23 protein-coding genes and 1 other RNA gene are annotated in these 23,037 nt (G+C 61.6%); 8 read left to right on the top strand and 16 right to left on the bottom strand.

Annotated elements, in window-relative coordinates; genetic code table 11:
* Positions 1–28: 28 nt before the first annotated feature.
* The 3 genes from ACE4RL_RS09325 to ACE4RL_RS09315 form a co-directional block, all read right to left on the bottom strand.
* Entirely contained in the window at positions 29–244 is a 216-nt protein-coding gene (locus ACE4RL_RS09325; RefSeq protein WP_035087182.1) for a cold-shock protein, read from the bottom strand.
* Between the two features lie 316 nt (positions 245–560).
* On the bottom strand, positions 561–836 hold the full coding sequence (locus ACE4RL_RS09320) for a hypothetical protein (protein ID WP_375596927.1): 276 nt from the start codon (positions 834–836) through the stop codon (positions 561–563).
* 80 nt (positions 837–916) lie between these two features.
* Entirely contained in the window at positions 917–1,276 is a 360-nt protein-coding gene (locus ACE4RL_RS09315) for a DUF423 domain-containing protein (protein WP_375596926.1), read from the bottom strand.
* Positions 1,277–1,355: 79 nt separating this feature from the next.
* On the opposite strand from ACE4RL_RS09315, the gene ACE4RL_RS09310 reads away from it, so the two are divergent.
* Positions 1,356–2,771: an MATE family efflux transporter gene (locus ACE4RL_RS09310; RefSeq protein WP_375596925.1), complete on the top strand. Its 1,416-nt coding sequence runs from the start codon at positions 1,356–1,358 to the stop codon at positions 2,769–2,771.
* Here the strand turns inward: ACE4RL_RS09310 and miaA are convergent.
* A complete protein-coding gene (gene miaA, locus ACE4RL_RS09305; protein ID WP_375596924.1) occupies positions 2,768–3,661 on the bottom strand; it encodes a tRNA (adenosine(37)-N6)-dimethylallyltransferase MiaA in 894 nt (297 codons plus the stop codon). The genes ACE4RL_RS09310 and miaA overlap by 4 nt on opposite strands.
* Before the next feature lie 27 nt (positions 3,662–3,688).
* Between miaA and serB the strand changes: the two genes are divergently transcribed.
* Positions 3,689–4,561, top strand: coding sequence for a phosphoserine phosphatase SerB (serB, locus tag ACE4RL_RS09300; protein WP_375596923.1), 873 nt, complete (start codon positions 3,689–3,691; stop codon positions 4,559–4,561).
* 67 nt (positions 4,562–4,628) lie between these two features.
* On the opposite strand, the gene hflC is transcribed toward serB, so the two are convergent.
* The 7 genes from hflC to ACE4RL_RS09265 form a co-directional block, all read right to left on the bottom strand.
* A complete protein-coding gene (gene hflC, locus ACE4RL_RS09295) occupies positions 4,629–5,717 on the bottom strand; it encodes a protease modulator HflC (RefSeq protein WP_375596922.1) in 1,089 nt (362 codons plus the stop codon).
* A 3-nt stretch (positions 5,718–5,720) separates the two neighbouring features.
* A complete protein-coding gene (gene hflK / locus ACE4RL_RS09290; protein ID WP_375596921.1) occupies positions 5,721–6,821 on the bottom strand; it encodes an FtsH protease activity modulator HflK in 1,101 nt (366 codons plus the stop codon).
* 63 nt (positions 6,822–6,884) lie between these two features.
* The gene (locus ACE4RL_RS09285; protein WP_375596920.1) at positions 6,885–7,409 is read right to left on the bottom strand and encodes a dihydrofolate reductase; all 525 of its coding nucleotides are present in this window, start codon (positions 7,407–7,409) and stop codon (positions 6,885–6,887) included.
* On the bottom strand, positions 7,406–7,948 hold the full coding sequence (locus ACE4RL_RS09280; RefSeq protein ID WP_375596919.1) for a GNAT family N-acetyltransferase: 543 nt from the start codon (positions 7,946–7,948) through the stop codon (positions 7,406–7,408). The genes ACE4RL_RS09285 and ACE4RL_RS09280 overlap by 4 nt, the downstream gene beginning before the upstream one ends.
* 65 nt (positions 7,949–8,013) lie before the next feature.
* Entirely contained in the window at positions 8,014–9,021 is a 1,008-nt protein-coding gene (locus ACE4RL_RS09275) for a DUF4424 domain-containing protein (protein WP_375596918.1), read from the bottom strand.
* Positions 9,022–9,080: 59 nt separating this feature from the next.
* Entirely contained in the window at positions 9,081–9,407 is a 327-nt protein-coding gene (locus ACE4RL_RS09270) for a MazG nucleotide pyrophosphohydrolase domain-containing protein (RefSeq protein WP_375596917.1), read from the bottom strand.
* A complete protein-coding gene (locus tag ACE4RL_RS09265) occupies positions 9,404–10,198 on the bottom strand; it encodes a thymidylate synthase (protein WP_375596916.1) in 795 nt (264 codons plus the stop codon). The genes ACE4RL_RS09270 and ACE4RL_RS09265 overlap by 4 nt, the downstream gene beginning before the upstream one ends.
* 113 nt (positions 10,199–10,311) lie before the next feature.
* Between ACE4RL_RS09265 and ACE4RL_RS09260 the strand changes: the two genes are divergently transcribed.
* Complete coding sequence (locus ACE4RL_RS09260; protein WP_375596915.1) at positions 10,312–10,593, top strand: YdeI/OmpD-associated family protein; 282 nt, start codon at positions 10,312–10,314, stop codon at positions 10,591–10,593.
* A 2-nt stretch (positions 10,594–10,595) separates the two neighbouring features.
* On the opposite strand, the gene ACE4RL_RS09255 is transcribed toward ACE4RL_RS09260, so the two are convergent.
* Positions 10,596–11,147 carry a YkgJ family cysteine cluster protein gene (locus ACE4RL_RS09255; protein WP_375596914.1) on the bottom strand — a complete coding sequence of 184 codons (552 nt, stop codon included), beginning with the start codon at positions 11,145–11,147 and terminating at the stop codon, positions 10,596–10,598.
* 57 nt (positions 11,148–11,204) lie between these two features.
* Positions 11,205–11,756: a thermonuclease family protein gene (locus tag ACE4RL_RS09250; protein ID WP_375596913.1), complete on the bottom strand. Its 552-nt coding sequence runs from the start codon at positions 11,754–11,756 to the stop codon at positions 11,205–11,207.
* A gap of 68 nt (positions 11,757–11,824) precedes the next feature.
* On the opposite strand from ACE4RL_RS09250, the gene ssrA reads away from it, so the two are divergent.
* The 3 genes from ssrA to ACE4RL_RS09235 all read left to right on the top strand — a co-directional run bounded on the left by ssrA (position 11,825) and on the right by ACE4RL_RS09235 (position 13,019).
* Positions 11,825–12,179: a transfer-messenger RNA gene (gene ssrA / locus ACE4RL_RS09245) on the top strand.
* Between the two features lie 114 nt (positions 12,180–12,293).
* The gene (locus ACE4RL_RS09240; protein WP_375596912.1) at positions 12,294–12,782 is read left to right on the top strand and encodes an SspB family protein; all 489 of its coding nucleotides are present in this window, start codon (positions 12,294–12,296) and stop codon (positions 12,780–12,782) included.
* Positions 12,783–12,797: 15 nt separating this feature from the next.
* Positions 12,798–13,019 carry a ribbon-helix-helix domain-containing protein gene (locus tag ACE4RL_RS09235; RefSeq protein ID WP_375596911.1) on the top strand — a complete coding sequence of 74 codons (222 nt, stop codon included), beginning with the start codon at positions 12,798–12,800 and terminating at the stop codon, positions 13,017–13,019.
* On the opposite strand, the gene ACE4RL_RS09230 is transcribed toward ACE4RL_RS09235, so the two are convergent.
* On the bottom strand, positions 13,003–16,647 hold the full coding sequence (locus tag ACE4RL_RS09230) for an AsmA-like C-terminal region-containing protein (RefSeq protein WP_375596910.1): 3,645 nt from the start codon (positions 16,645–16,647) through the stop codon (positions 13,003–13,005). The genes ACE4RL_RS09235 and ACE4RL_RS09230 overlap by 17 nt on opposite strands.
* Before the next feature lie 138 nt (positions 16,648–16,785).
* The gene (locus tag ACE4RL_RS09225; protein WP_375596909.1) at positions 16,786–18,966 is read right to left on the bottom strand and encodes an esterase-like activity of phytase family protein; all 2,181 of its coding nucleotides are present in this window, start codon (positions 18,964–18,966) and stop codon (positions 16,786–16,788) included.
* Between the two features lie 204 nt (positions 18,967–19,170).
* Here ACE4RL_RS09225 and ACE4RL_RS09220 point away from each other — a divergent pair, with 204 nt between their 5' ends.
* Positions 19,171–21,507 (top strand): ATP-dependent helicase, encoded by a 2,337-nt coding sequence (locus ACE4RL_RS09220; protein WP_375600198.1) that lies wholly within the window; start codon positions 19,171–19,173, stop codon positions 21,505–21,507.
* Between the two features lie 135 nt (positions 21,508–21,642).
* Here ACE4RL_RS09220 and ACE4RL_RS09215 read toward each other — a convergent pair whose 3' ends face one another.
* Positions 21,643–21,933 (bottom strand): putative quinol monooxygenase, encoded by a 291-nt coding sequence (locus ACE4RL_RS09215; protein WP_375600197.1) that lies wholly within the window; start codon positions 21,931–21,933, stop codon positions 21,643–21,645.
* A gap of 120 nt (positions 21,934–22,053) precedes the next feature.
* On the opposite strand from ACE4RL_RS09215, the gene ACE4RL_RS09210 reads away from it, so the two are divergent.
* Positions 22,054–22,923 (top strand): 50S ribosomal protein L11 methyltransferase, encoded by an 870-nt coding sequence (locus ACE4RL_RS09210; protein ID WP_375600196.1) that lies wholly within the window; start codon positions 22,054–22,056, stop codon positions 22,921–22,923.
* The last annotated feature ends 114 nt before the right edge of the window (positions 22,924–23,037 follow it).

Genomic DNA, 23,037 nt, shown 5'->3' with positions numbered 1-23,037 from the left:
TCGTCGGTCAGCTATGGACTGCTGCAGCTTAGCTCAGCAGGGTCAGCTCGGTGGCCGAGACCTTGCCGTCGCGGCCGGTCTGCAGCTCGAAGCTCACCTTGTCGCCTTCGTACAGGCCCTGCAGGCCCGAACGTTGCACGGCGGAAATGTGGACGAATGCGTCCTTTTCGCCGTTGTCGGGCGAGATGAAGCCGTAGCCCTTGGTGGTGTTGAAGAATTTCACGGTCCCGGTGATGGCGGCCATGTCTTGGTCCTCTAGGTCTGTTGTGCCGCAGTGTGCGGCGGAAGGGTTTGTCCGGGAGTGTGCAACTTTTCCGGACTTACGGTTCACGAGATCAGGAGGTAGCCAAGTTTCCGGCAAGCCGGTCGTTCAGATAGCGCAAGACAAGTAACACGTATGTTCTAATTATCTCTGTTTGCTGTGACTTTTTCAAGTCCACCAGGCACGTTCATTATATAATCTGCTAGGCGCAAAAGAACACCCGGTCGGGGGCAACCGGGTGTCTGGCGCCTGGGGGCGCTTGGCCGCAGGGGGCGCTGCGGCTTGGCTGTGCTACGCGCTATCCGCGCGGGCAAGTGTCGATATAGCGAGTACCATTCGGGCGCTCGTAGACGCAGCGGTCGCGGCTAGTACCGTAATAGCCAAGAACTTCGCCTGCTGCAGCGCCGGCGACAGCACCGATGCCCGCGCCTACGGCCGTGCCGACAACATTGCCACCGGTTGCGGTCGCGCCGACGATACCACCGCCAATTGCACCTACGGTCGCACCCTGCTGGGTGGTGGTGCAGGCGGCCAGGGAAAGGACAGTCGCGGCAATGATCAGGATCTTGTGCATGTATTCCTCCAACGAAATGCTCGCACGAATGAATGCACGTCTCTGTGAATGGTTCCGCGGCAGTTTTAATCTTTGTTAATTCAAGCCTTCCGTTGGCCCGCCAGACCCGCGACCGCGATGCTTAGCCATCCCAGCAGCATCAAGCCGGCGCCGAGTGGCGCTGCACCGCTGAACAGCCCCTGCCCCACATACTCGCGCAGCGCCAGATCAGCGCCAAATACGATCGTCCCCGCACCGAGCACCAGTCCGGCACCCAACAAAACGCGTCCCTGCCCGAACAGCCCCAGCGCCACCAGCACCGGTGCATGGGCCAGGAACATCGTTGAAAGGGCCCCCAGATTGCGGCTGTCAACATGCGACGCCGCCGCGGCTGCAGCCACGCCAAGAGCGCCCATCAGCCCGGCCACAAGCAGAAAATGTCTTGGTACCAGCTTCACCATTCGCTCCACGGTCTCCTGTCCCGCTTTCGCGCCGGATCGGATTGGATTACAGCATGAGCTGCGAGTGAGAGACCTGACAATGAGTGAGAACGCCGCGGCCAGTCCTGCAGCGCCGCAAATCCCTGTCGCCAAAAGCGGCTGGGGCGCAGAACTGCGCGCCACCTTCCTCCTGGCCTGGCCGCTGGTCATTGCCCAGGTTGCCCAGAACGCCCTGCAGGCCACTGATGTGTTGATGATGGGTTGGCTTGGGCCCGAGGCGCTGGCCGCCGGCACCTTGGCCAACAGCTTCCTCATGCCCCTTTTCCTGTTCGGGGTGGGTGTTGTCAGCGCCGTCGCGCCATTGACCGCTCAGGCGCGCGGCCGCCGCGATATCAAGGCGATCCGGCGTGTTGTCCGCCAAGGGTTCTGGGCGGCGATCCTGCTCACTGCCATTCTGGCACCGATCATGCTGCAGATCAGGACGATCTATGTCTGGCTCGGCCAGGACCCGGTCCTGGCGTCGCGCGCCGAAGAATATATCCAGATCGCCATTTTCATGCTCGCCCCCGCCATGGGCGTCATCGTACTCCGCTCGTTCCTCTCGACCTTCGACGCAACGCGCATCATCCTCGTTATCACGGTGGGCGGTGTGATCGTCAATGCCATCACCAACTACCTGTTGATGTTCGGCAATTTCGGCCTTCCACGCCTGGAACTGCGCGGCGCGGCCATCGCGACGGTCCTCACCAATCTCTTCATGCTCGGCGCCATGCTGACCTATGTGCTGCGACACCGCCGTCTCAAGCGCTTCAACATTCTGATTCGGTTCTGGAAGCCGGACTGGCCGCGTTTTCGGGAAATCTTCCGCATCGGCACCCCCATCGGCCTGACCGTGCTGGCCGAAGTCGGCCTGTTCGCAGCAGCAGCGATCCTGATGGGCCGGCTGGGAACCGATGAACTGGCCGCCCACGCCGTGGCGCTGCAATGCGCCTCGCTAGCCTTCATGGTACCGCTCGGCCTCGGCATCGCCGCTACCGTGCGCGTTGGCATAGCCTACGGCCGCAGGGACCCTGAGGGCATCCGCAAGGCCGGCTGGATGAGCTTCCTGCTCGGTACCGGCTTCATGGCAGTTTCGGCCCTCACGTTCATCTTGTATGGCCAGGCCATTGTTTCGCTCTTCCTGGACCCCTCTCTGCCGCAAAATCAGAACGCCGTGGTCTTCGCCGCCACCTATCTCGCCATCGCCGGATTGTTCCAACTGGTCGACGGCGCTCAGGTGGTTGCCGCCCATGCCCTGCGCGGCCTTAGCGATACCAAGGTGCCAATGGTCATGGCTATTTTCGGCTATTGGTTCGTCGGTCTCCCCGTCGCCTGGCTTTTGGGCCATGTGCTCGATATGCGCGGCGTCGGCATCTGGCTCGGCCTCGCCGCCGGCCTCGCCTTCGTCGCCGTGTTGCTGGTCGGCCGCTTCGCGCTCCGCGAACGTCTGGGATTATTGCGCAACATCAACGCCTAGAGAGCCGCACCTTCAAGCCCGAAGCGCGGCCAATCACCCATGCGGTTGCGAAACCATGTGCGCTGGCGCTTGGCATATTGATGGGTGGCGATGGTTGCCAGGGTAATAGCCTCGTCGCGGCTATGAACTCCGTCGAGCCAGTCTGAGATCTCCCGCACGCCGATGGCCTTCATCACCGGCAGCGATGGATCGAGGTGCATCGACAGCAATGCCTCCACCTCCTCCACCGCCCCGCTTGCGAACATGGTTTCAAAACGCAGCGCGATGCGCTCGCGCAGCACATCGCGGTCCGGTGAAAGAACCATGCGTTCGACCAGCCACCCTTCCAGCAGGCCCGGCTGCTGATCGTCCTGAAAACTCGACAGTGCCCGCCCCGTTGCGCGTTTCACCGCAATGGCCCGCGTCACCCGCTGTGGATCGGCCACCTTGAGACGCTGCGCTGTCGCCGGGTCCTCGGCCTCCAGCAGGGCCATCCGCTCTGGCTCACCCAACGCTTGAATCTCTTGTTGAACTTCAAGCGTCAACTCCGGCGAAATCTCCGGTACATCGGCGAATCCATTTGTCAGCGCTTCGAAGTAAAGCCCCGTCCCACCGACAAAAATCAATTCGCGCGTCGGGTCAACGTCTCCTAGAACCGCTTGCGCCGCCCGCACCCACTGCCCTGTCGAGAACCGCTCGGCCGCCGGCACCGCCCCATAAAGACAATGCTCGGCCAGGGCCTCGTCCTCGACACTCGGCCGCGCCGTCACGATCCGCAGCGTGTCATAGACCTGCATGGCATCGGCATTGATGATGACGCCGCCATTGGCCTGCGCGCGCTCGAGCGCCAGCGCCGACTTGCCGCTGGCAGTCGGACCCGCTATCAGCACTGCGCGCCTTTGGCTCGTCACCGCACTCTCCCGAAAGTTATGCCCGCCATGCCGGTTCTTTCCCTCATCGCCAATCCCGCCGATCCTGAGTTGAGCGCAGCGCTGGCACAGGCTGTAGTGGCGCAAACCGGCGGAGAACTCAACTGGCTAAACCACGGCGTGGCCTGCGACATTCTCGAACCCTCTGCGCCTGACGCACTGGCGATCGCCCGCGACATCATCGGCACCAAGGCCATCGATGCCAATCTGGTGCCCAGTGAAGGCCGCCGCAAGCTTCTCCTGATCGCTGACATGGATTCCACCATGATCGAGCAGGAGTGCATCGACGAACTGGCCGCCGCCCTCGGGTTGAAATCGCAAGTGGCGGAAATCACCGACCGCGCCATGCGCGGCGAACTCGACTTCGCCCAGGCCCTCGATACCCGCGTCGCCCTGCTCAAGGGGTTGGAACGCAAGGCCATCGAAGAAGTGCGCCGCGAGGCCATCACCCTTGCTCCCGGCGGCCGTGCCCTGGTGCAGACCATGAAGGCCTATGGCGCCTATACCTCGCTAGTTTCCGGCGGCTTCACCTTCTTTGCCGACTATTTCGCCAAGCGCATCGGCTTCGACGAAGCCATCGCCAATGTGCTCGAATTCGATGGCGACAGCCTCACTGGAACGGTTGCCAAGCCCATTGTCGACAAGAACACCAAGCGCGAGCGCCTGCTGGCTCTGGCCGGCGAACACAGTCTCGACCTTGCTCGCACCATGGCGGTCGGCGATGGCGCCAACGACCTCGACATGATCGGGGTGGCCGGTTTTGGCGTGGCGCTGCACGCCAAGCCAGCGGTTGCCGAAGCGGCCGGCATCCGCATCGACCATGGCGACCTCACCGCCCTGCTCTACCTGCAGGGCTATTACGACGACGAATTCGTTCGCTAGCTTGATAAATTCAATAGCAAAGGCCCGCGCAGTTTCCTGCGCGGGCCTTTTCTGTCTGCCATAAGACTTACTGGTTCGAAGCCGGCGCCGTCTCTTCGGCCGGAGGCGGAGCCTCCGTGCCCACTGTTGGCTGCAGTTCAGAACCATCGTCCAGCGTCATGGTCGGAGCCACGGTTTCTTCGATGCCCAGGCCATCCAGTGCCGGCTCATCCGAGCTGGTGCTGGGGGTCTGAGGCGCCGATCGCTGCGGCAGCGGCGTTGCAAAACTTGTGCTGGCCGCAGGGATTTCGCCGTCCGAACCGAAGTAGCGGAAGAAGGCGCTATCAGGCGAGAGGACCATGGTGGTGCCGGTATTGGCCAGCGCCGTCCGGTAGGATTCCATCGAGCGATAGAACTCGAAGAATTCCGCGTCCTGCCCATAGGCCGAGGCAAAGATGCGGTTCCGTTCCGCATCGCCGGTACCGCGGATGATTTCAGCATCGCGTGTCGCTGCAGCGACGATTTCCACCGCCTGACGTTCGGCAATGGCGCGCAGGCTCTGAGCCTGTTCCTGACCGCGGGCACGCAGCAGCGCGGCCTCAGCCAGACGTTCGGCACGCATGCGCTCATAGGTCCGTTCGGACACTTCATCCGCAAGATCCGTGCGCAGGATGCGCACATCGACGATCTCGATGCCCAGTGCAGCCATTTCGGGCCGCATCAGATCGCGCGCTTCGGTCATCATCTGCGGACGCTGCTCGGACAGAGCCGCATTGAACTCACGCAGACCATAGACCTGACGCAGAGCAGCATCGAAACGCGTGGCGATACGATCCTGGGCGACCGACAACTGACCGAGAGCCCGCTGGCGGAACAGCACCGGATCCACGATCTTGTAGGTCAGGAAAGCGTCCACCTCGTAGAACGCGCCACCCGAGACCTGCACGGTCATGTCGGCGATATCCTGACGCAGCAGACGATCTTCAATGATCTGTACGCTATCTACGATGTCGGTCGGGATCTTGAAGTACAGACCCGGCTCGGTGCGGACATCGGTGATCTGGCCGAAGCGCAGCACGATGGCCTGTTCACGCTCGTTGACCACATAGATCGAAGAGAACAGCACATAAAGGGCCGCCACCAGGACGCCGCCAATGATGAAGAGACGATTGCTCATGGCTTACTCCCCCGAACCGGTGTTTGCGTTGGCGCGGGAGCGCAGTTCAGGCAACGGCAGGTAAGGCACAACGCCTGAGCCGCCGGCACCGTTCTCGACCAGAACCTTCTCCGAGGCACCCAGAACCTGTTCCATGGTTTCCAGGAACAGACGCTTGCGAGTCACTTCAGGTGCGTTGACATATTCGGCATACACCGCGTTGAAACGCTCAGCTTCACCGGTTGCTTCCTGCACCACGCGGTTGGAGTAAGCAGCCGCTTCTTCGCGCAGCGCTGCGGCCTGACCGCGGGCGTCACCCAGCAGGGTGTTTGCGTAGGAGCGGGCTTCTTCCTGCAGGCGATCTTCGTCCTGCTCGGCGCGCTGCACCTCGTTAAACGCGTCGGCCACTTCGGCAGGCGGAGCTGCGTTCTCGATCGAGATCTGCTGCACCGATACACCCATGCCATAGGAATCGAGAATGTCTTGGGTAATCTGCTGCACTTCGATCGCGATACCGGCGCGGTCATCACGGAAAATATCCTGTGCCGGACGGCGGCCCACGATTTCGCGCATCGCGCTTTCGGCAGCGTTGCGCACCATTTCTTCCGGATCGCGGACATTGATCACATAATCGACCGGATTGCCCACTGACCAAAGCACTGCAAAGCGCACATCGACGATGTTCTGGTCGCCCGAAAGCATCAGCCCGTCATCGGCATTGGCGCGCGAACCTGAGCCCGTCGCCGTGCCGATGGAAGTCTGGTTCTGCGACGTGTTGACCTTCTCGACCGTTTCGATGGGCCAGAGGTGGAAATGCAGACCCGCAGTGGACAATTCCTGCTTGGGCGCACCCAGACGGAATTCAACACCGACTTCTGCTTCTTCAACGGTATAGACCGAGTTGAGCAACCAGAAAGCGCCCAATACCAGCACACCGCCGACCAAAAGCCAGCGTCCGCCCGGCAATCCACCGCCAAACTGAGCGCGTCCGCGGTTCAGAATGTCTTCGAGATTGGGAGTATTGTTGCTCGGACGGCGTGGACCGCCGCCGCCCCCACCCGGCGCCTGGCCCCACGGTCCGCCATTATTGCGGCCGCCTCCGCCACCATTATTCTCCCAAGGCATCGCATTCCTTTCGGTGTCTTCGAGAAATCATTGCTGCCATATATAGGCAAGGCGCCCGCACGATCAATGCGCGCTCCCGTGAATGCGTTCGTACACTTTGATCGCATAGGTAGCCGGGTCGCGCTCGGATCGGGGCATTTCCGGCTCGTCGACTACCCGCCACTCAGCCAGATCAATTGGCGGAAAATGCACATCGCCATCCGGCTCAAGATCGACATGGCTGATATAGAGCCGGTCGGCCAATGGCATCGCCTGCGCGTAAATGTCGCCACCGCCAATCACCATGATTTCATTCAATTCACTGGCTTCGGCCAAACGCCGGGCCGCTGCCAGCGCTTCTTGCAGGCTGTTCCGCACAAGGACGCCGTCGGGCTGATAGTCATGCTGCCGCGTCACAACAATATGTGGTCGCCCGGGCAGTGGCTTGGAAAATGTCTCGAACTGCTTGCGGCCCATCACCATGGGCTTGCCCATGGTAGTCTTCTTGAACCAGGCAAAATCAGACGGAATGCGCCAGGGAATGGATTGATCGGCACCAATGACATTGTTGCGGGCGACAGCAGCGATGAGCGAAATGAGAACGCTCATTGGCCGGCCAACGCGACCAGCGCTTCCCCATCAACGCGCACTTTGGTCCACTCGTCCTGCATCACGCCCCCCTGGCTTTTGTAGAATTCTATAGATGGCTCGTTCCAGTCCAGCACCCACCACTCGAACCGTCCCAGTCCTTCGTCTACGCAGCGCCGCGCCAGATGGACCAGCAAGGCCTTCCCGATCCCTTTGCCGCGCAGGGCCGGATCGACGAAAAGGTCTTCCAGCCAGATGCCGTGCCGGCCCTGAAAGGTCGAATAGGTATAGAACCAGAGCGCAAAGCCGACCGGTTTGCCCTCCCATTCCGCGATTTCGCAGAAGACTTTGGGCTCAGACCCGAAGAGGTCCCGCACGATGTCCGCCTCGCTCGCCTTCACCTCGTGCTCGAGTTTTTCGTAGATCGCCAACGCACGTATGAAATCGAGAATGAGGGAAGCGTCCGATGACGTCGCGGCGCGGATAGTGAGGGCAGAGAGCACGGCGTAGTTCCTGTTGCGATGTCGTTCTCGGACTTGAACGAGGACGGTCCGGGTCATTCACCTCGTTTATAGTGCCCCTCCGGGTCAACCCCGCGCAGTATCAAAGACGGGACGCAAAGCCCTCATTGCGTCTCGTATCGCTCCAGTATGAGTACGTTCAGTTCCTCCCGTGGCCAGAAATCTTCCTTGACCATCTCGAAGGTCGTCGGCCCGATCTTGGTGACTCCCTCTCCGCAGAACGAGACCAGATTGTCGGTACTGCCTTTGTCGACCACCAGCCGGAAGCGCTCGATGCCGCCGCCGGCCCAGTTGCCGCCGGTCGTCAGAATGTAGGAAATCCAGGTTTCCGTGAAAGGCGCGCTCCAGGGCTCGTCCGGGTTGCTCAAGGTTTTGCGCACGGCGGCCAGGAAGCTCTCGTCCGTGCAGTATTTCCGCAGATATTCGGCACCCGGATCATAGCCGTCCTCGAGTGGCTCATAAAGGAAGGATACGCCCGTCGTGCCGCCGACGCTGGGTTTGTAGCGATGCTCTACGGTAACTGTTTCCCCTGCAGGAAAGGTCGCCTCCCAGGTATAGGTGGCCCGATAGGTCCAGTTCGGCCAATGATGGGTTTCCCAACCCTCCCCCGCGTCGAATTCATCCGGCACCGCCATGCCCAGATGCAGCAGCTCTGCCGTAGTTTCCTCGTCCAGCGCGTCCACCGCATCGATCGCCTCCTGCCGGATCGGCACCAGCGGAATGCCCAGCTTCTGCAGGATCTTGGTGCGATCCACGCCGGCCGCATAGGCGTATTCGTGCAGCGTCGAATCTACCGGCTCCCCGTTGAATGTGGTTGCAAACTCGAACAGATTGTCCGCAGGACCCGTCGGAAAGGCGACGGGCGACCAATGGTCAGGCACAATATCCGGCATCGGGAACGCCACCAGCAGATCGTGATCCTGGTCGCTGTCGTTGCGGAACGTATAGACCACGCGAATCTCGTCCCTGGAGATGAACAACTCCTCGCTCTGCATGGCGATCTCGCCATGTGAAACGAATTCCAACCCGCCCGTGGTCAATACGGCAGCCGTGTCGTTGGCGAGCGCAGGAGCACAGGCCAGCATCACCAAGGCAAAAGCAAATGATCTCATCGCGCCCTCCCAGCATTTGACACCAGGATAATTACCACGCCTCGCCCGACAGGAAATCGTCAAACCGCGGGCGAACGCCCCAGATATTTGAACCACTTCCGTTCCAGGGCCGCATCGAGATCGATGGCGTTGTTCTGCGCGAAAAGCAGCAACATGGCGAGAACGTCGGCCGCCTCATCCTCCAGCGCCTGCCGGACAGTCTCGGGATCGGCGCCCTTCATCCGGCCACGCCTCGTCAGCCTGAGATACTCGGCCGCCAGTTCGCCCAGCTCTTCCTGCACTTTCAGCAGATACCAGTCATCGTCGCGGGCGATGTCATTGCGCGAGGCATAGATATCGGAAACCTTCGACACCAGCCCGGTCAACTCGTCCAGCGACCGGCTCATACCGCGATAGGTGCGGAAATGCGCGGATGCGGGTCGTACCCCTCAAAGGAAAAGTCTTCGAAGACGAAATCCTCGATCCGCTTGCGATCCGGGTTCATGATCAATCTTGGCAAGGGTCGCGGCTCGCGGCTCAACTGCTCGCGCGCCTGCTCGAAATGATTGTTGTAGAGATGCGCATCGCCCAGCGTATGCACGAAATCACCTACGCCGAGATCGCACACCTGCGCCACCATATGCGTCAGCAGCGCATAGGAGGCGATGTTGAACGGCACCCCCAGGAATGTGTCGGCAGACCGCTGGTAAAGCTGACAGCTCAGCCGGCCATTGGCGACGTAGAATTGAAACAAGGCATGACACGGCGGCAGCGCCATATTGTCGACTTCAGCCGGGTTCCAAGCCGAAACAATATGGCGGCGGCTGTCGGGCTTGGCCTTGATCTGGTCGATCACGTTCTGCAACTGGTCAATATGGCGGCCATCGGGCGCTGGCCAGCTCCGCCACTGCGAGCCGTAGACGGGCCCCAGATCACCATTCTCGTCGGCCCACTCGTCCCAGATGGTAACGCCACGCTCCTGTAACCAGCGCACATTGGTCTCGCCGCGGATGAACCAGAGCAGTTCGTAGATAATGGACTTGAGATGCAGCTTCTTGGTCGTGACCAGCGGGAAGCCCTTCGAAAGATCAAAGCGCATCTGGTAGCCGAAAAGGCTCCGCGTACCGGTGCCGGTGCGGTCCGATTTGTCGGTGCCGTTTTCGAGGATGTCGGAAAGAAGCTGAAGATAGGGCTGCATGGGTAAATTCTAGCGCGATTCGGGCGCTTCGATATCGCTTGAAGAATTCAACTGACAGCGAATGCTCGAGCCACTGCTAATATGGGTCGAGACCCAACGGATGGAGAACCAGTATGGGCAGGCCCAAGACCGACCTGGACCACGACATTCTAGGCTCGCCAATCCCCAACAAGCTCTTCCGTCCCATTCAGCCCATGCCCGATTTTGTGGCCGCAGCCCTGGAAGAACGCGGGCTGCGAAGCCGATATGATGCTCGTCCCGCCTATCAACGGAACGACTACCTCATGTGGATCAATCAGGCCAAACGCGATGAAACCAAACGCAGGCGCCTCAATCAGATGCTGGAGGAATTGGAGGCTGGCGGCGTCTACATGAAAATGAAGTGGAACGGCTGACCTCAGCCCAGCGCGCTGCGCAACACCGTCCCGTCAGGTTCCCAGGCATGGGTCTGGTCGATATGGGCGAGTGCCCAGGCGAACATTTTCTGCATTTCCCTTAGGTTACGCGCCGCAACAGCATCTGCCAGCAATTCGTTCATCCGCATCTTGGCCGGCAAGTGGCCCGGCGGCCCCAACCGCTCGAATTCGACGCCCACGCCTTCCTCGACCCAGCCGCCGACCATGCCGGCGAATTCCTCCGACACCAGGAAGGGCGACAGCCGCAGGATGAGCAAGGTCACCGCATTCTCGTCAAAGGATTCGGAGCGCAGCACGACGCCGCTCTGGTTCGGATGCCACTCCGGGCCCAGTTCAGCCAGGAAAAACCAGCCGCAGAAGAACCCGCGACACACATCGGGCCGTGCCTCGTAGACCGTACAGCCCCGCCCCTCCGCGCAATGCGGGCATAGCGTGTTGGCCGGCTTCTGCAGGGTCTCGGTATGGATCGGCGGAAACGCGCAACAGGCCGTGCAGCCGTCGCAATCCCTGCCTTCTATCGGCTCGAGCGCCATTGTCTTGTTCTCCCGGCCCGAACAGAACCTATGACTACTGGCTTGTCCAGCGCCCGTTCAGCACCAGCTCTGCCGATGGCCACCCCATTCATGGGCCAGCCCTTCGGCCACCAATTGCGCCCCCAGCGAACGTCCTTCCCGCTCGACAATGCGCAGTTTCCGGCCGTACTGGTCTTCGTCCCTGCCGCTTCGGACAATGTCAAACGGCCCGTCATTGAGCAGAGCCGCAAGCCGCATGGTTGCCCTTTGCCCCAAGGCTGCCTCCGCAGTGCATTGCGGCGCCGATACCTCCGGCGTGTTGATATCGGCAATGCGGATCTTGACCCCGTCCAGCCAGAATGTGTCGCCATCCACAACGCAGGTGGTTCTTGTCCCACCCCCACACACTGCGAATTCTCGCGAATAGGTTAGCGTCTCTGCCATGTCCTGCCTGCCCGGACTGTCCAGAATCCAGGACGCAAGGCCGCTTTCACCCAGGAACCGCGGAACTTCGCCGCTGAGCCCCAGCACCACCAGCGCAGCCAGCAAGAGCGTCACAAGCTCGAACGGACGGGTGCTGCGCCGGCCGCGGAAGGACCGGCGAACCCCATTCTGTCTGTTTCCAACCATGCTTAGACCCCACCAAAGGGCCGCCAGCATGATCACGACTTGTTAACCGGCCCTGAATTGTCCGGTCCGGGTTTGCATCCGCGTGGGGGCTCGCCTATATAAGAACTGCTCGCAAGAGCTATGGCGATAAACTGTCATTGTAATAAACCCATCGGACCCGGGGGCAGTACCCGGCGTCTCCACCATCTCCCCTTCCGGGGGAGCCAATGGGGACGAAATAGGATCGACGAGGGCGTAAAGAGTGTGCTTTCGCTCGGCATTGTACCGCCGTTATCGGGCTAAAACTTATAGTTGCCAATGACAACCATAAGGCTCCGGTCGCTCTCGCCGCGTAAGCGGTGCTAGCACTGGGAATTTAAGTCCTCCGCCCTTAGCCGGGCGTCAGGCGGGGTTCGCAGGCACCTGGCAACAGAAGCCTGCACTCAAATCCGTTTTGCCTGTAGTCCCAGCCGCCTTTGTTCTTGAATTTCATGGGAACGTAGGGCTGATATGGGCCGTTCGGGAATCGATCCGGACATAACGGGAGATCAGGGCACTATGGCCGAAGACCACATGCGATACGACATTCTCGCCCAGGAAGCCCTGCGCGGCGTCGTGCGCAAGGTTTTGGCGGAAGTGTCCCGGACAGGCCTGCCCGGCGAGCATCACTTCTTCATTTCCTTTGCCACGCGTGCGCCCGGCACGCGCATCAGCGAAGAACTGCTCAAGCAGTACGACAAGGAAATGACCATCGTGCTGCAGAACCAGTATTGGGACCTCAAGGTCACCGAGAGCGCCTTTGAGGTCGGCCTCAGCTTCAACGGCCAGCCCGAAATGCTCCACATTCCCTTCACCGCTATAAAAAGCTTCTTTGATCCCTCCGTGCAGTTCGCCCTGCAATTCGATCCGGCTACCGCCCCCGATGAGCGCGAGGCCGATGAGGCTGGTGCCGATGCGGCAACCGAGGCCGCCGCGGAAGCGGGCGGGTCGGAAGAAAGCAGCGGCGAAAAAGTGGTCAGCCTCGACGCCTTCCGCAAAAAGCCCTGATGCTAGGGAACAGGCATGGAAAAGCGCTCCTTCTCCATTGCCGGCCACCGCACCTCCATCGCGCTGGAACCTGAATTCTGGCACGGCCTTGAAGACATGGCTTCGGCGCGCCAACTGAGCATGGCCGCGCTCATGCGGCATATAGACGAGACGCGGCAAACCACCAATCTATCGTCTGCCGCGCGGCTGGCGGTCCTGGCCTGGTATCGCGACCGGCCCGCTACCGCCCCGGAATGAGCTGGATCGGCTCGTTCACGCTATTGCCGATGGGTCGGTTCACTCCAGGCTGAAAGCCAAGGTTCAGAGGACCGGAAACGGGCTCCTCCCCTTCTTCCACCGGCTGTTCAACCCCACCCTGCTCCAGCAGCAACCGCTCTTCTTCAAGCCGCTGCGCCTCTTCTTCTGCTGCCTGCCATGCGGCTTCCTCAGCGGCGCGGCGGCGCTGCTCCTGGATAAGGCGATTGCGCTCCTCGGCCGCGGCGCGCTGCCGGGCCTCGTCCTCCAGCCTCAGCGTTTCCAGCCGCTCGACTTCCAGTTCATTGGCACGAACCTGGATCGCAGCGACCATCTCGCTCAGATCGACCGTGATCACGGGAGCCAGCAAGGTCCCGGCAACACGCGCAATGATGCGGGCCGAGTCCGTCTCGACCAGTCCATTCGGGTCAGTAAAGTTGCGGGGCGTCAGCACATAGCTGCCGTCCAGCCTCAGCGTATCGAGCACGAGGTTGAGGCTCCCCGCCAACCGCCCGCCTGCGCCCTCGATAATGAGGTTGGCCACCCGTGCGACCCCGCCGGCAATGGTGAACGCCCCCCGCGCCTCCTCGGCCTCGAAGTCACCTTGCGACAGAGCGAGCCCGATGAGCGTCTCCAGTGCGTCTGCCTCGGTGTTTAATACGTCTTCGAAGCCGGCAATGGCCGGAAAAACCGAGGGCGCCAGGCCGCTCGCCGTAAACTCGGTGAAAGCGAAGTTGCCTTCGCCGGTCATGCTGCGCACCGTCTCGCCCAGGCTTTCGCCCGTGCCTTCGAACTGCAGGCCCGCAAACAGATTGCCCGACAGCCCCTGCCCAACCGCGGCCGGGACTATGCTGTCCAGCACAACACCGTCCAACGTGGCCTGACCCGATATCGTTCGTGCAGCCAGCGACCCGGCGCAACATTGTTCCAGTGACAGCCGCAGCGACCCGCCACCCACAGCACCGACCAGGCGGGCAATGGAGACCGCTTCCGGGCTCCAGGAGAAATCGAAGCTGGTGTCGCCCAGCAGATTGCGTCCGACATGGTGCACGGCCTGCGTCGATACAGTGATGTCACCGCGCGATGGCCTTGGCGTGGCGTTGGCGGCCAGCGGCCCCTCGGGCCAGACCGCCTCTTCCCCGCCGATCAGCGCATCACGCCCGAAGAGGGCCGCGGCCAACCCGACCAGCTCGACAGCATCAATATTCAACTGTCCGCTGAAGCTGGGCAATTGCCCAAGCATTTGCATCTCAAGAAAGCCACTGAAGCCGGTATCCCCGGTCACGCCGGCAATATTGTCCAGCGTCAGGCGCCGCAATCCCTCAAACGATATAGCCGCACTCGCATCCACACCGGGCAGGACTGCTCCCCTCGCCCCGATCAGCGCGGCAAGTCCGCTCGCCTCATCCAGCAGAACCTCAACCGTGCCCTCACCGCCGATTTCACCGTTCCGGGATACACTCAACCCACCGAAATAGCTCACGCTTTGCCCATTCTGGCTGAGCGCCATACGCCCATCAAAACCGTCGGCGCCACTGCCTTCAAAGAACAGGCTCGCCAACAGACCGCCTTCACCCGCAAAAAGCGGCACCGCGCCCATACCAAGCCGTGACAGCGTATCTTGACTGTCATTGGCCTCCAACGACGCCACCAGACGCAGCTCACGCTCGGCCAGTTCAGACAAGGTCCCCGCCATTTCCGCGCGCAGATCGATTGCCGCTTCGGCAAAAGAACCGCTGAGGGTCAGGATCTGCCCCTCTGCCTGGTCTGCACCGGTTAGCACGAACTGCAGCTCGGCCGGCCAGCCACCGGCCAACCGGTCCTGCCAGCCAAAGGGCACGCCGGTCGCCTCGTAGATGGCCTCCAGTCCGGGCGCATCACTGGCCGAAACACCGATCTGACCTGACCCGGACACGAGCGGTTCGCTAAGACTGCCGGACAATCTCAATGCGGCGCTCCACATGACGCCGCCCCAGTCTGACGCCGAAAGCCTCGAAAAGCGCATCGCACCGGGCGACCACTGCCCTTCGGCAACCAGGTCGACGGCAGGCAATCCCCACACATCTAGCGTCTGGGCGGAGACAAAAAAGCTTCCATCGGGAAAGCTGATGGCGAAATTGGAGTCATTGGCCGCATCAGGAAAAAGCGCCAGCAAGGCGGCGGATTCCCTGGCGTCCAGATTGGCCAGTCCCAGCACCAGGTCAAGCCTGGGCTCGGCCCTGAAGCCAAGCCGAACTTCTAGTTCATGGGATTTGCCGTCGACACTCAGTCGCCCTTGGCTCAGGCCGAATGCATCCCCGGCCAGCATGAGCCGGCCCTCTAGGCTTCCCGGCGTGTTGAAGAGGGGGCTGTCTTCGTCCGGACGTTTCCACAATTGCGACAGGGCTTCCAGCCGCGCGGCGGCAACTCTGAGATTGCCTTGGAAACCAAGAACCCCCGCATCGTTGCTGGCCTCGCCCGACAGACGCAATTCGGTCTCACCTGGCAGACGGCCCACGGCCTGCTCAATGGTCCAGCTTCGGCCATCCGTCGCCGCGTCTATGCGCAACTCGCGTAGCGCAAAGCCACGTAGCCCAACTTCGGCCAGATCCACGCCAAGCCGCCCTGGCATGGGCGGTATGGGGGGCGCCGGTAATTCGGACAGCATACGCACAAATTCGTAAGGCAGCTCACTGGCCACTTCAGTGGCATCGCGCGGGGGCAATGAGAACACTCCACCAGATACCACCGCGTCGAAGCTGCGCCGCATGCCCAACTGCACGCTGGCCGCGCCGGTCAACCGCATGCCAGCCCGATTTTCGTCCGGCTGCAGCGTATAGCCTGAAAGTACCACCCGGTCTGTCGAGGCTGTAACCGCGCTTTCCAGCAGCAAGTCGCCGCGGATATCGTCCGCTCTCTCAGCTTCCGGTGGCGCCTGGCGGTAGGCCATCGTCCCATCAAAGCGCGGCGCGGCACCGGTCGAGAGCATGCCCTCAAGCGTCAGCGAAAACCCGCCCAACGCCTCGCTCACAAAACTGGACACCCGCGCATTGCCATCAGTGTCAGAGGCCCCAGAATTGAACCGCACCTCATAGCGTGTGTCATCATAGTCGGCGCGCCCCTGAAACTGGAACGGCCCTGTAAAGCTGGAAAGGCGCAGATCGCCATCGATACGGCTGGCAACAAATGTCTCGGCCGACCGCAGATCCTCCAGCCGCACGCTGCCATTGGTGATGCGCGCATGGCCCAGTGCCACACCGCTTCCAGCGCCACTCAGATCCACGCCGCTGCCGAACAGCCCATTCTCGTCCACTGTCAGATGCACGACAGGGCTATCGAGCGCGAGGGCGGTGACATTGTAGATATCGCGCAAAAAGTCCATCAGCACGAACTCCGCCTCGACAGAAGCGACCGTGGCCGCCGGCGCTTCGGCATCGCCTACGATAACGTCCGAGAAGGCCAGCCTTGGACTGGGCAATAGCGAGAACGATATATCGCCGCGGATAGAGACGTCCGCGCCCAGCACGTCGCTGGCCAGCACCTCCATGCGATCGCGATAATCGCCCCATTGGATGAAGCGAGGCGCAAGGAAAGCGCCGGCCAGCACCACAATGGCAAAGAGGCCGACCACGATATAGATGCGATTGAGCACTGTGCCTGTTCTGCCCCGGCTGAAACTGGCGTGAGTGTAGGCACTTGCCGCGCACAAGCAAGCCGCCTGGACCCTTTTTGAGCAAAGGAAAACGGCCGGACAAATGCCCGGCCGTCCTTAAGATCATTCAAGCTGGCTTCAAAGCGAGCCGATAGACCAGAACATGGTCTCGCCGGAGCTGTCGTCCACACCGTCATTGTCGGTGACCACGAAGCCAGTGCCGTCCGCGTCGATGGCAAAGCCTTCGACCTTGTCCAGCACATAGCCACCAGTGGAGGTGAGGTCGGGAATAAAGTCACGTACCAGCGTCTTGGTGACGGTCGGCAGTTCGCCGCCCAGTTCGCCCGGCACCAGTTCGGCAACCGGCACGCTGTAGAGCGCCTTGAGCTGGGCCTTGTCGCCAATCTGGTTATCGCGCTCGACGATATAGACCAGGTCGCCATGGGCGGTGATTTCCGAAAGGCCAACCCAGGCGCCCTCATGGGGAGCCTCGAGCGGATAGTTCACCGCACCCCACTCGCCGCTGGCGATGTTGTAGGAAACGAGCTTGACGGTGCCCTTGGCGTCGTTCTTCCACTCGCGCTGGATGGCGATCCACAGCGTGGCGTCGTCGCCTTCACCGATCATGGTGACGCCTTCCGAACCGAAACGCACTTCTTCGGCCAGCAGTTCGGCCGGGAACGGTACTTCCTCGGCGATTTCGCCGTCAGCATCCACGCGATAGAGCGCATGCGGGATCAGACGGTCAGTGCGGCCTTCCGAAGCCAGCCAGAAGCCACCTTCGCCATCGAGGGTAATACCCTCCAGGTCAAGCTTCTGGGCCGGATGGCCATTGCGGGTCACCACGGTCTTGGCCGTGATGCGGGCCGGCTGAGCAGTAGCATCGATCGTATAGATCGACGGCTGTGCCCCCAGAAAGCTGTCCGACACGCCATAGAGCATGCCCGGCATTTCGGCATCGGCGACCAGACCCGACAGGGCAACCCATCCCAGCGGACGGCCATCGGCGTCGAGGTCCGACATGATGTGCGGATAGCTCGGAGCATCGGCTTCCGCGAGTTCGAAGATCATCACATGGCTGCGCGCCAGGCCATCGGCACCCAGATCGGTCTCATTGGCGGTGATCAGCAGGTTGCGCTCGGGAATCGCCACCGCGCCCTCCGGGCCAACGCCCGATGGAATGGCCTGGACGAATTCCGGCTCTGCGCCGGTGTCCTTGTAGATGGCAACCAGCGAAGCGCGCTCCAGGCCGATCATCAGATAGGTGTCATCGCCGAACTTGGCCACGTCCACGCCTTCGGGCTCCACACCCTTGGCGTCCGAACGCCCATCGGGATAATGGCCGTACTGGGCCGCCAGATGATCGAGCGAGGCGCCGCTGTCGAACAGCATGTCGCCGGTCTTGTTGAAGATCGAGAAGCTGCGCGAACCGCCATTGTAGTCGCCCTCATTGGCCACCACAAAGCGCTCGTCGTCGATCCACTTGACCGCATCGGGCTCACGCAGGCGATCTGCCTGCGAGCCTGTAAAATCGAGCGAGCCATTGTCCTCGGTGTCAATGTTCTCAAGGTTCACCGAACCGGCGGAAAAGTGCGCCGTTACCTCGCCCGAATTGCCGTCAACGATCACGAAGTGATTGTTTTCCTGCAGCGAAACGACGACTTCGTTGAGGCTGTTGATCGACACATATTCGGGTTCCGGATCGTCACCGGCCACTTCGGCCAGCCCGGTCAGGTCAACAATCCTCAGACTATCGCAATCGACAGTGCCATCCGTCACATTGACCAGCGCCAGCGCCCCAGCCGGCAACTGTGGCAGCTCGCCGTCATTGAGATCTTCGTCACGTTCGTTCTCGATGGCGACAGCGATCAGCGAGCCATCGGCGTTGCGCGCCACCGAATCCGGCTGACCGCCCAAGTCACAGAAGGTCTCGACAGTCTGGCTGGCCAGATCAATGGTCGAGAGATTGCCCGAAGGCTCGGTAAAGCTCTCGGACGTGTTGACGCCCACAAATACCTTGCCGCCATCGACCACCACTGTGGTCGGTTCGCCGTCCAGCGCCACGAAACCGGCCGCTTTTGGCATTTTCGGGTCGGTGATATCGATAAAGCCGACGCCGCCCGCCGGGCTGTCGGAATAGATCAGCGTCATGCCGTCTTCCGAGACGGTGATGATTTCAGACGAGGTTTCCTCGGCGTCGGGCGTGTTCAGCGCGACCGGAAAGCTGGCAATACGGTTGAAATATTCGGCGGCCTGCGCGCCAGCCGTAGAAAGAAGTAGTGCTGCGCTCAGGGCAGCGAGACGCTTTTGAGCAATCATGATTGGGTCCCCCGGGTGATGCGGACCCCGCTTAGGCGCGGTGGAAAACAGACCAATGACACTCGCATGACGATGCCGTGACAGGCCGGACTTCTATACAGACCCGGCCGCCATCCCTATATTGGCCAGCAGAACAAAATGAGATTCGTCAAGGCTTGGCCGCGCCCCCGCCCCTGAAAGCGCGGACCTTGGAACAGAGTACGCATGGCCGACACCGCACCCCTGCCCCGTCCGCAAGCCGGGCCTATTACCAGTCAGTTGAACCGGCGCGAGCCGAACTATCTGGCTGGTCTGAACCCAGAGCAGCGCGACGCCGTGCTCACGACGGAGGGACCGCTACTGGTGCTGGCCGGCGCCGGGACGGGCAAGACTCGCGTTTTGACCACCCGCATCGCTCATATCCTGAGCCAGCGTCTCGCCTGGCCGTCCGAAATCCTCTCGGTGACCTTCACCAACAAGGCCGCCCGCGAAATGAAGGATCGCATTGCGAGCCTTGCCGGTGCTTCTGTCGAAGGCATGCCATGGCTGGGGACCTTCCACTCGATCTCAGCGCGCATCCTCCGGCGCCATGCCGAGCTGGTGGATTTGAAACCGACCTTCACCATTCTCGATACCGACGATCAGATCCGCCTGATCAAGCAATTGCTGGCCGCCGAAGACATCGACGAGAAGCGCTGGCCCGCCCGCCAGTTCGCCGGCATGCTCGACGCTTGGAAAAACCGTGGCCTCCTGCCCAAGGATGTGCCCGCCGCCGATAGCGGCTTCTTTGCTAATGGCAAGGGCGGCAAGCTCTATTACGACTATCAGGCGCGCCTGAAGACTCTCAACGCCGCCGATTTTGGCGACCTGCTGCTCGAATGCATTCGCCTCTTCCGCGAGAACCCCGAAGTCCTTGCCGAATATCACCGCCGCTTCAAATATATGCTCGTCGACGAATATCAGGACAGCAACACCGCCCAATATCTCTGGCTGCGCCTGCTGGCCCAGGGCAAGCCGGCGCCCGAAGCCAATATCTGCGTCGTGGGCGACGACGACCAGTCCATCTATGGCTGGCGTGGCGCCGAGGTGGACAACATCCTGCGCTTCGAGACCGATTTTCCCGGCGCCAAGGTCATCAAGCTCGAGCGCAATTACCGCTCCACCGCCAACATCCTGAAAGCCGCCTCGACCCTGATCGCCTATAACGAAGGCCGTCTGGGCAAGACGCTCTTCACCGACATTGCCGAGGGTGGCGAAGCGATCTCCTTCACCCAGGTCTACGACAGCGAGGAAGAAGCCCGCACTATCGGCGAGGAAATCGAGCAATTTCAGCGCCAGGGCGATGCGCTGAACTCCATGGCCATCCTGGTCCGCGCCTCCTATCAGATGCGCGAATTCGAAGAACGCTTCATCACCCTCGGGCTCAACTATCGCGTCGTCGGCGGCCCGCGCTTTTATGAGCGCAAGGAAATCCGCGACGCCCTGGCCTATCTCCGCCTCGTGGCGCAGCCTTCCGACGATCTGGCCTTTGAACGCATCATCAACGTTCCCAAGCGCGGACTCGGCGATGCCACCGTCAAGATGCTGATGGAGACCGCCCGCCATCAGCGTATCCCGCTGCTGCAGGCCGTTCGGCTGATGGTCGAAACCGAGGATCTCAAACCCAAGCAGCGCACCACGCTGCGTGCCCTTGTCGGCCAGTTCGATGACTGGGCCTGGCGCGCCGACAGCCTGCCGCCCTATCAGCTCGTCGAGCATATCCTCGAAGAGAGCGGCTACATGGACATGCTGACCGCCGACAAATCCGTCGAAAGCCAGGGCCGCAAGGAAAACCTCAAGGAACTCAGCCGCTCCATGGAAGAGTTCGAGTCCCTCGGCGGCTTCCTTGAACACATCTCCCTGGTCATGGACCGTGACAGCGCTGATTCCAGCGATGCCGTCACCATCATGACCCTCCATTCCGCCAAGGGGCTGGAATTCGACACGGTCTTCCTGCCTGGATGGGAAGACGGCACCTTCCCCAGCCAGCGCTCCATGGACGAGTCAGGCCGCGCCGGTCTCGAAGAAGAGCGGCGCCTGGGCTATGTCGGCATCACCCGCGGGCGCAAGCGCGTGCGCATTTCCGCCGCGCAGAACCGCCGCATACACGGCCTCTGGCAATCCGCCATTCCCTCCCGCTTCATCGATGAGCTGCCGCCCGACGTGGTCGAAGTCACCGATCGCGGTTCGGCCTACGGCGGCTATGGCTATGGCGGCGGCGCCTCCAGCCGCTTCAACAAGGCCGACCCCTTCGAAAGCGTCTATGAAACCCCCGGCTGGCAGCGCGCCCGCGCCAACCAGGCCAGCCGCAAGGGTTCAGGCCCTCTCACCATCGAAGGCGACCTCGTCGCCCGCTCGGTCGACCTCGGCAACCAGTCCAGCGGCTACGCCCTGGGCGAACGCGTCTTCCACCTCAAATTCGGCTATGGCGAAGTCATCCAGGTCGAGGGCAACAAGCTCACCATCGACTTCGAAAAAGCCGGGACGAAGAAGGTGTTGGAGAGTTTTGTGAAGAAGGGATAGCGGACCTGGGATTGAAACCTGGCCCTCATCCACTTGCCGGAGGGGAAGATAAAGGGCAAATATCTCGGGGGAAGCGTCCCCTATCGCGGCTAGGCCCCTGCAACCGGCGCGTGACGCTGATCTGCTCTGAAGCGCCTAGATTCCGATCCCGCCCACCGGCTCCGTCTCGATATGCTCTTCAAACCCCGCGATCAGCGGCATGGCCTTGGCAATCGTCGCCTTCACCTCGGGAATGCTCAGCGAGGCCTTGTGGCTCTCCTGGCTGTCCCACACCTCGGTGATCCAGATGCCGTCCTCGCTGCCAGGGTCGCGCGCGATGACATAGCTCCTGCACCCAGCCATCGGCACGCTGCCCTGCAGCATCACCGCGATCAGGTCATCGCGCTTGCCTTCAACCGCCCGAAACCGTCCAATCAATCCATACATGTCGCGCCCTCAGTTTAGAACAAAGAATGAACAGATAGACCAACCCCGTCAATCCCCATCCTTGACTTCGCCCCTTCCGGTAACGCAAGGAAAGCCACTCTACTAGCGCAAGGCTTTTCCATGTCCGTCGACCAGCTTTCCGTCTCCCTCACCAAGGAGCAGGCCTATGCCCTGGTCGATGCCGTCTCCGAGCGCGATGATCTCGCGCTGACCGCTTCTGCCCACGAAAATGAAGAGACCGGCGAGTGGATATTCGAGGCCTCCTGCGACAGCCCGCCCGATATCGAAGCCTTTTCCGAACTGGCCCGCCAGGTGCTCGGCGGCAGCGTGGATTTCTCCGTCGCCCCCATCGATCCGGAGATCAACTGGGTCGCCAAATCGCTTGAGGGCCTGGCGCCCGTTATTGCTGGCGGCTTCTATGTTTATGGCAGCCACGAGACCGGCCCCATCCCCGATGGCCTGACGCCGATGAAGATCGACGCCGCCCAGGCCTTCGGCACCGGCCACCACGAAACCACCACGGGGTGCCTGGAGGCCATCGAGGCCCTGCTGACCGAGCGCACGCCCACTCGCATGATCGATATCGGCACCGGCACCGGCGTCCTTGCCATTGCCCTAGCCAAGCGGCTCGAGGCGGTCATTCTCGCCACCGATATCGACCCCATCGCCGTCACAACCACCATAGAAAACGCCGTTGAAAACGGCGTCGGCGACCAGATCGACGCCATTGAAGCCACCGGCCTCGACCACCCCGAGATCAACGCCCGCGCACCCTACGATCTGGTGGTCGCAAACATTCTGGCTGGTCCCTTGACCGAACTGGCCCCGGGCGTGGGGGCCATTACCCAGCCTGGCGGCACGGCAATTCTCTCTGGGATTCTCAATAGCCAGGCCGATGGCGTCATCGCGGCATATCAGGCTGCCGGCTTCGCGCTCAAGGATCACCTCAAGCGCAAGGAATGGACCACGCTGGTGCTGGAGAAGAACTGATCTTTCTCCCCATCCGGGGGAAAGGAAGGGCGGCAGCCCCGTATGTGCCCAAAAACAAATCCCCGAAGCGGGCTTCGGGGATCGGCATTGACCGTCAGCTATTTTTGGATGCAG

It is taken from the genome of Devosia polycyclovorans (assembly GCF_042181575.1).
In the GTDB taxonomy this organism is placed as follows: domain Bacteria; phylum Pseudomonadota; class Alphaproteobacteria; order Rhizobiales; family Devosiaceae; genus Devosia; species Devosia polycyclovorans.
The sequence above is the reverse complement of the archived record's forward strand: the minus strand, read 5'-3'. Positions and strand labels throughout refer to the sequence as shown.

Bases quoted from the DNA above. Each gene is read 5' to 3' on its own strand.
- ACE4RL_RS09325 (WP_035087182.1), bottom strand. From the start codon at position 244: ATGGCCGCCATCACCGGGACCGTGAAATTCTTCAACACCACCAAGGGC.
- ACE4RL_RS09320 (WP_375596927.1), bottom strand. From the start codon at position 836: ATGCACAAGATCCTGATCATTGCCGCGACTGTCCTTTCCCTGGCCGCC.
- ACE4RL_RS09315 (WP_375596926.1), bottom strand. From the start codon at position 1,276: ATGGTGAAGCTGGTACCAAGACATTTTCTGCTTGTGGCCGGGCTGATG.
- ACE4RL_RS09310 (WP_375596925.1), top strand. From the start codon at position 1,356: ATGAGTGAGAACGCCGCGGCCAGTCCTGCAGCGCCGCAAATCCCTGTC.
- serB (WP_375596923.1), top strand. From the start codon at position 3,689: ATGCCGGTTCTTTCCCTCATCGCCAATCCCGCCGATCCTGAGTTGAGC.
- hflC (WP_375596922.1), bottom strand. From the start codon at position 5,717: ATGAGCAATCGTCTCTTCATCATTGGCGGCGTCCTGGTGGCGGCCCTT.
- hflK (WP_375596921.1), bottom strand. From the start codon at position 6,821: ATGCCTTGGGAGAATAATGGTGGCGGAGGCGGCCGCAATAATGGCGGA.
- ACE4RL_RS09285 (WP_375596920.1), bottom strand. From the start codon at position 7,409: ATGAGCGTTCTCATTTCGCTCATCGCTGCTGTCGCCCGCAACAATGTC.
- ACE4RL_RS09280 (WP_375596919.1), bottom strand. From the start codon at position 7,948: ATGACCCGGACCGTCCTCGTTCAAGTCCGAGAACGACATCGCAACAGG.
- ACE4RL_RS09275 (WP_375596918.1), bottom strand. From the start codon at position 9,021: ATGAGATCATTTGCTTTTGCCTTGGTGATGCTGGCCTGTGCTCCTGCG.
- ACE4RL_RS09270 (WP_375596917.1), bottom strand. From the start codon at position 9,407: ATGAGCCGGTCGCTGGACGAGTTGACCGGGCTGGTGTCGAAGGTTTCC.
- ACE4RL_RS09265 (WP_375596916.1), bottom strand. From the start codon at position 10,198: ATGCAGCCCTATCTTCAGCTTCTTTCCGACATCCTCGAAAACGGCACC.
- ACE4RL_RS09260 (WP_375596915.1), top strand. From the start codon at position 10,312: ATGGGCAGGCCCAAGACCGACCTGGACCACGACATTCTAGGCTCGCCA.
- ACE4RL_RS09255 (WP_375596914.1), bottom strand. From the start codon at position 11,147: ATGGCGCTCGAGCCGATAGAAGGCAGGGATTGCGACGGCTGCACGGCC.
- ACE4RL_RS09250 (WP_375596913.1), bottom strand. From the start codon at position 11,756: ATGGTTGGAAACAGACAGAATGGGGTTCGCCGGTCCTTCCGCGGCCGG.
- ACE4RL_RS09240 (WP_375596912.1), top strand. From the start codon at position 12,294: ATGGCCGAAGACCACATGCGATACGACATTCTCGCCCAGGAAGCCCTG.
- ACE4RL_RS09235 (WP_375596911.1), top strand. From the start codon at position 12,798: ATGGAAAAGCGCTCCTTCTCCATTGCCGGCCACCGCACCTCCATCGCG.
- ACE4RL_RS09225 (WP_375596909.1), bottom strand. From the start codon at position 18,966: ATGATTGCTCAAAAGCGTCTCGCTGCCCTGAGCGCAGCACTACTTCTT.
- ACE4RL_RS09220 (WP_375600198.1), top strand. From the start codon at position 19,171: ATGGCCGACACCGCACCCCTGCCCCGTCCGCAAGCCGGGCCTATTACC.
- ACE4RL_RS09215 (WP_375600197.1), bottom strand. From the start codon at position 21,933: ATGTATGGATTGATTGGACGGTTTCGGGCGGTTGAAGGCAAGCGCGAT.
- ACE4RL_RS09210 (WP_375600196.1), top strand. From the start codon at position 22,054: ATGTCCGTCGACCAGCTTTCCGTCTCCCTCACCAAGGAGCAGGCCTAT.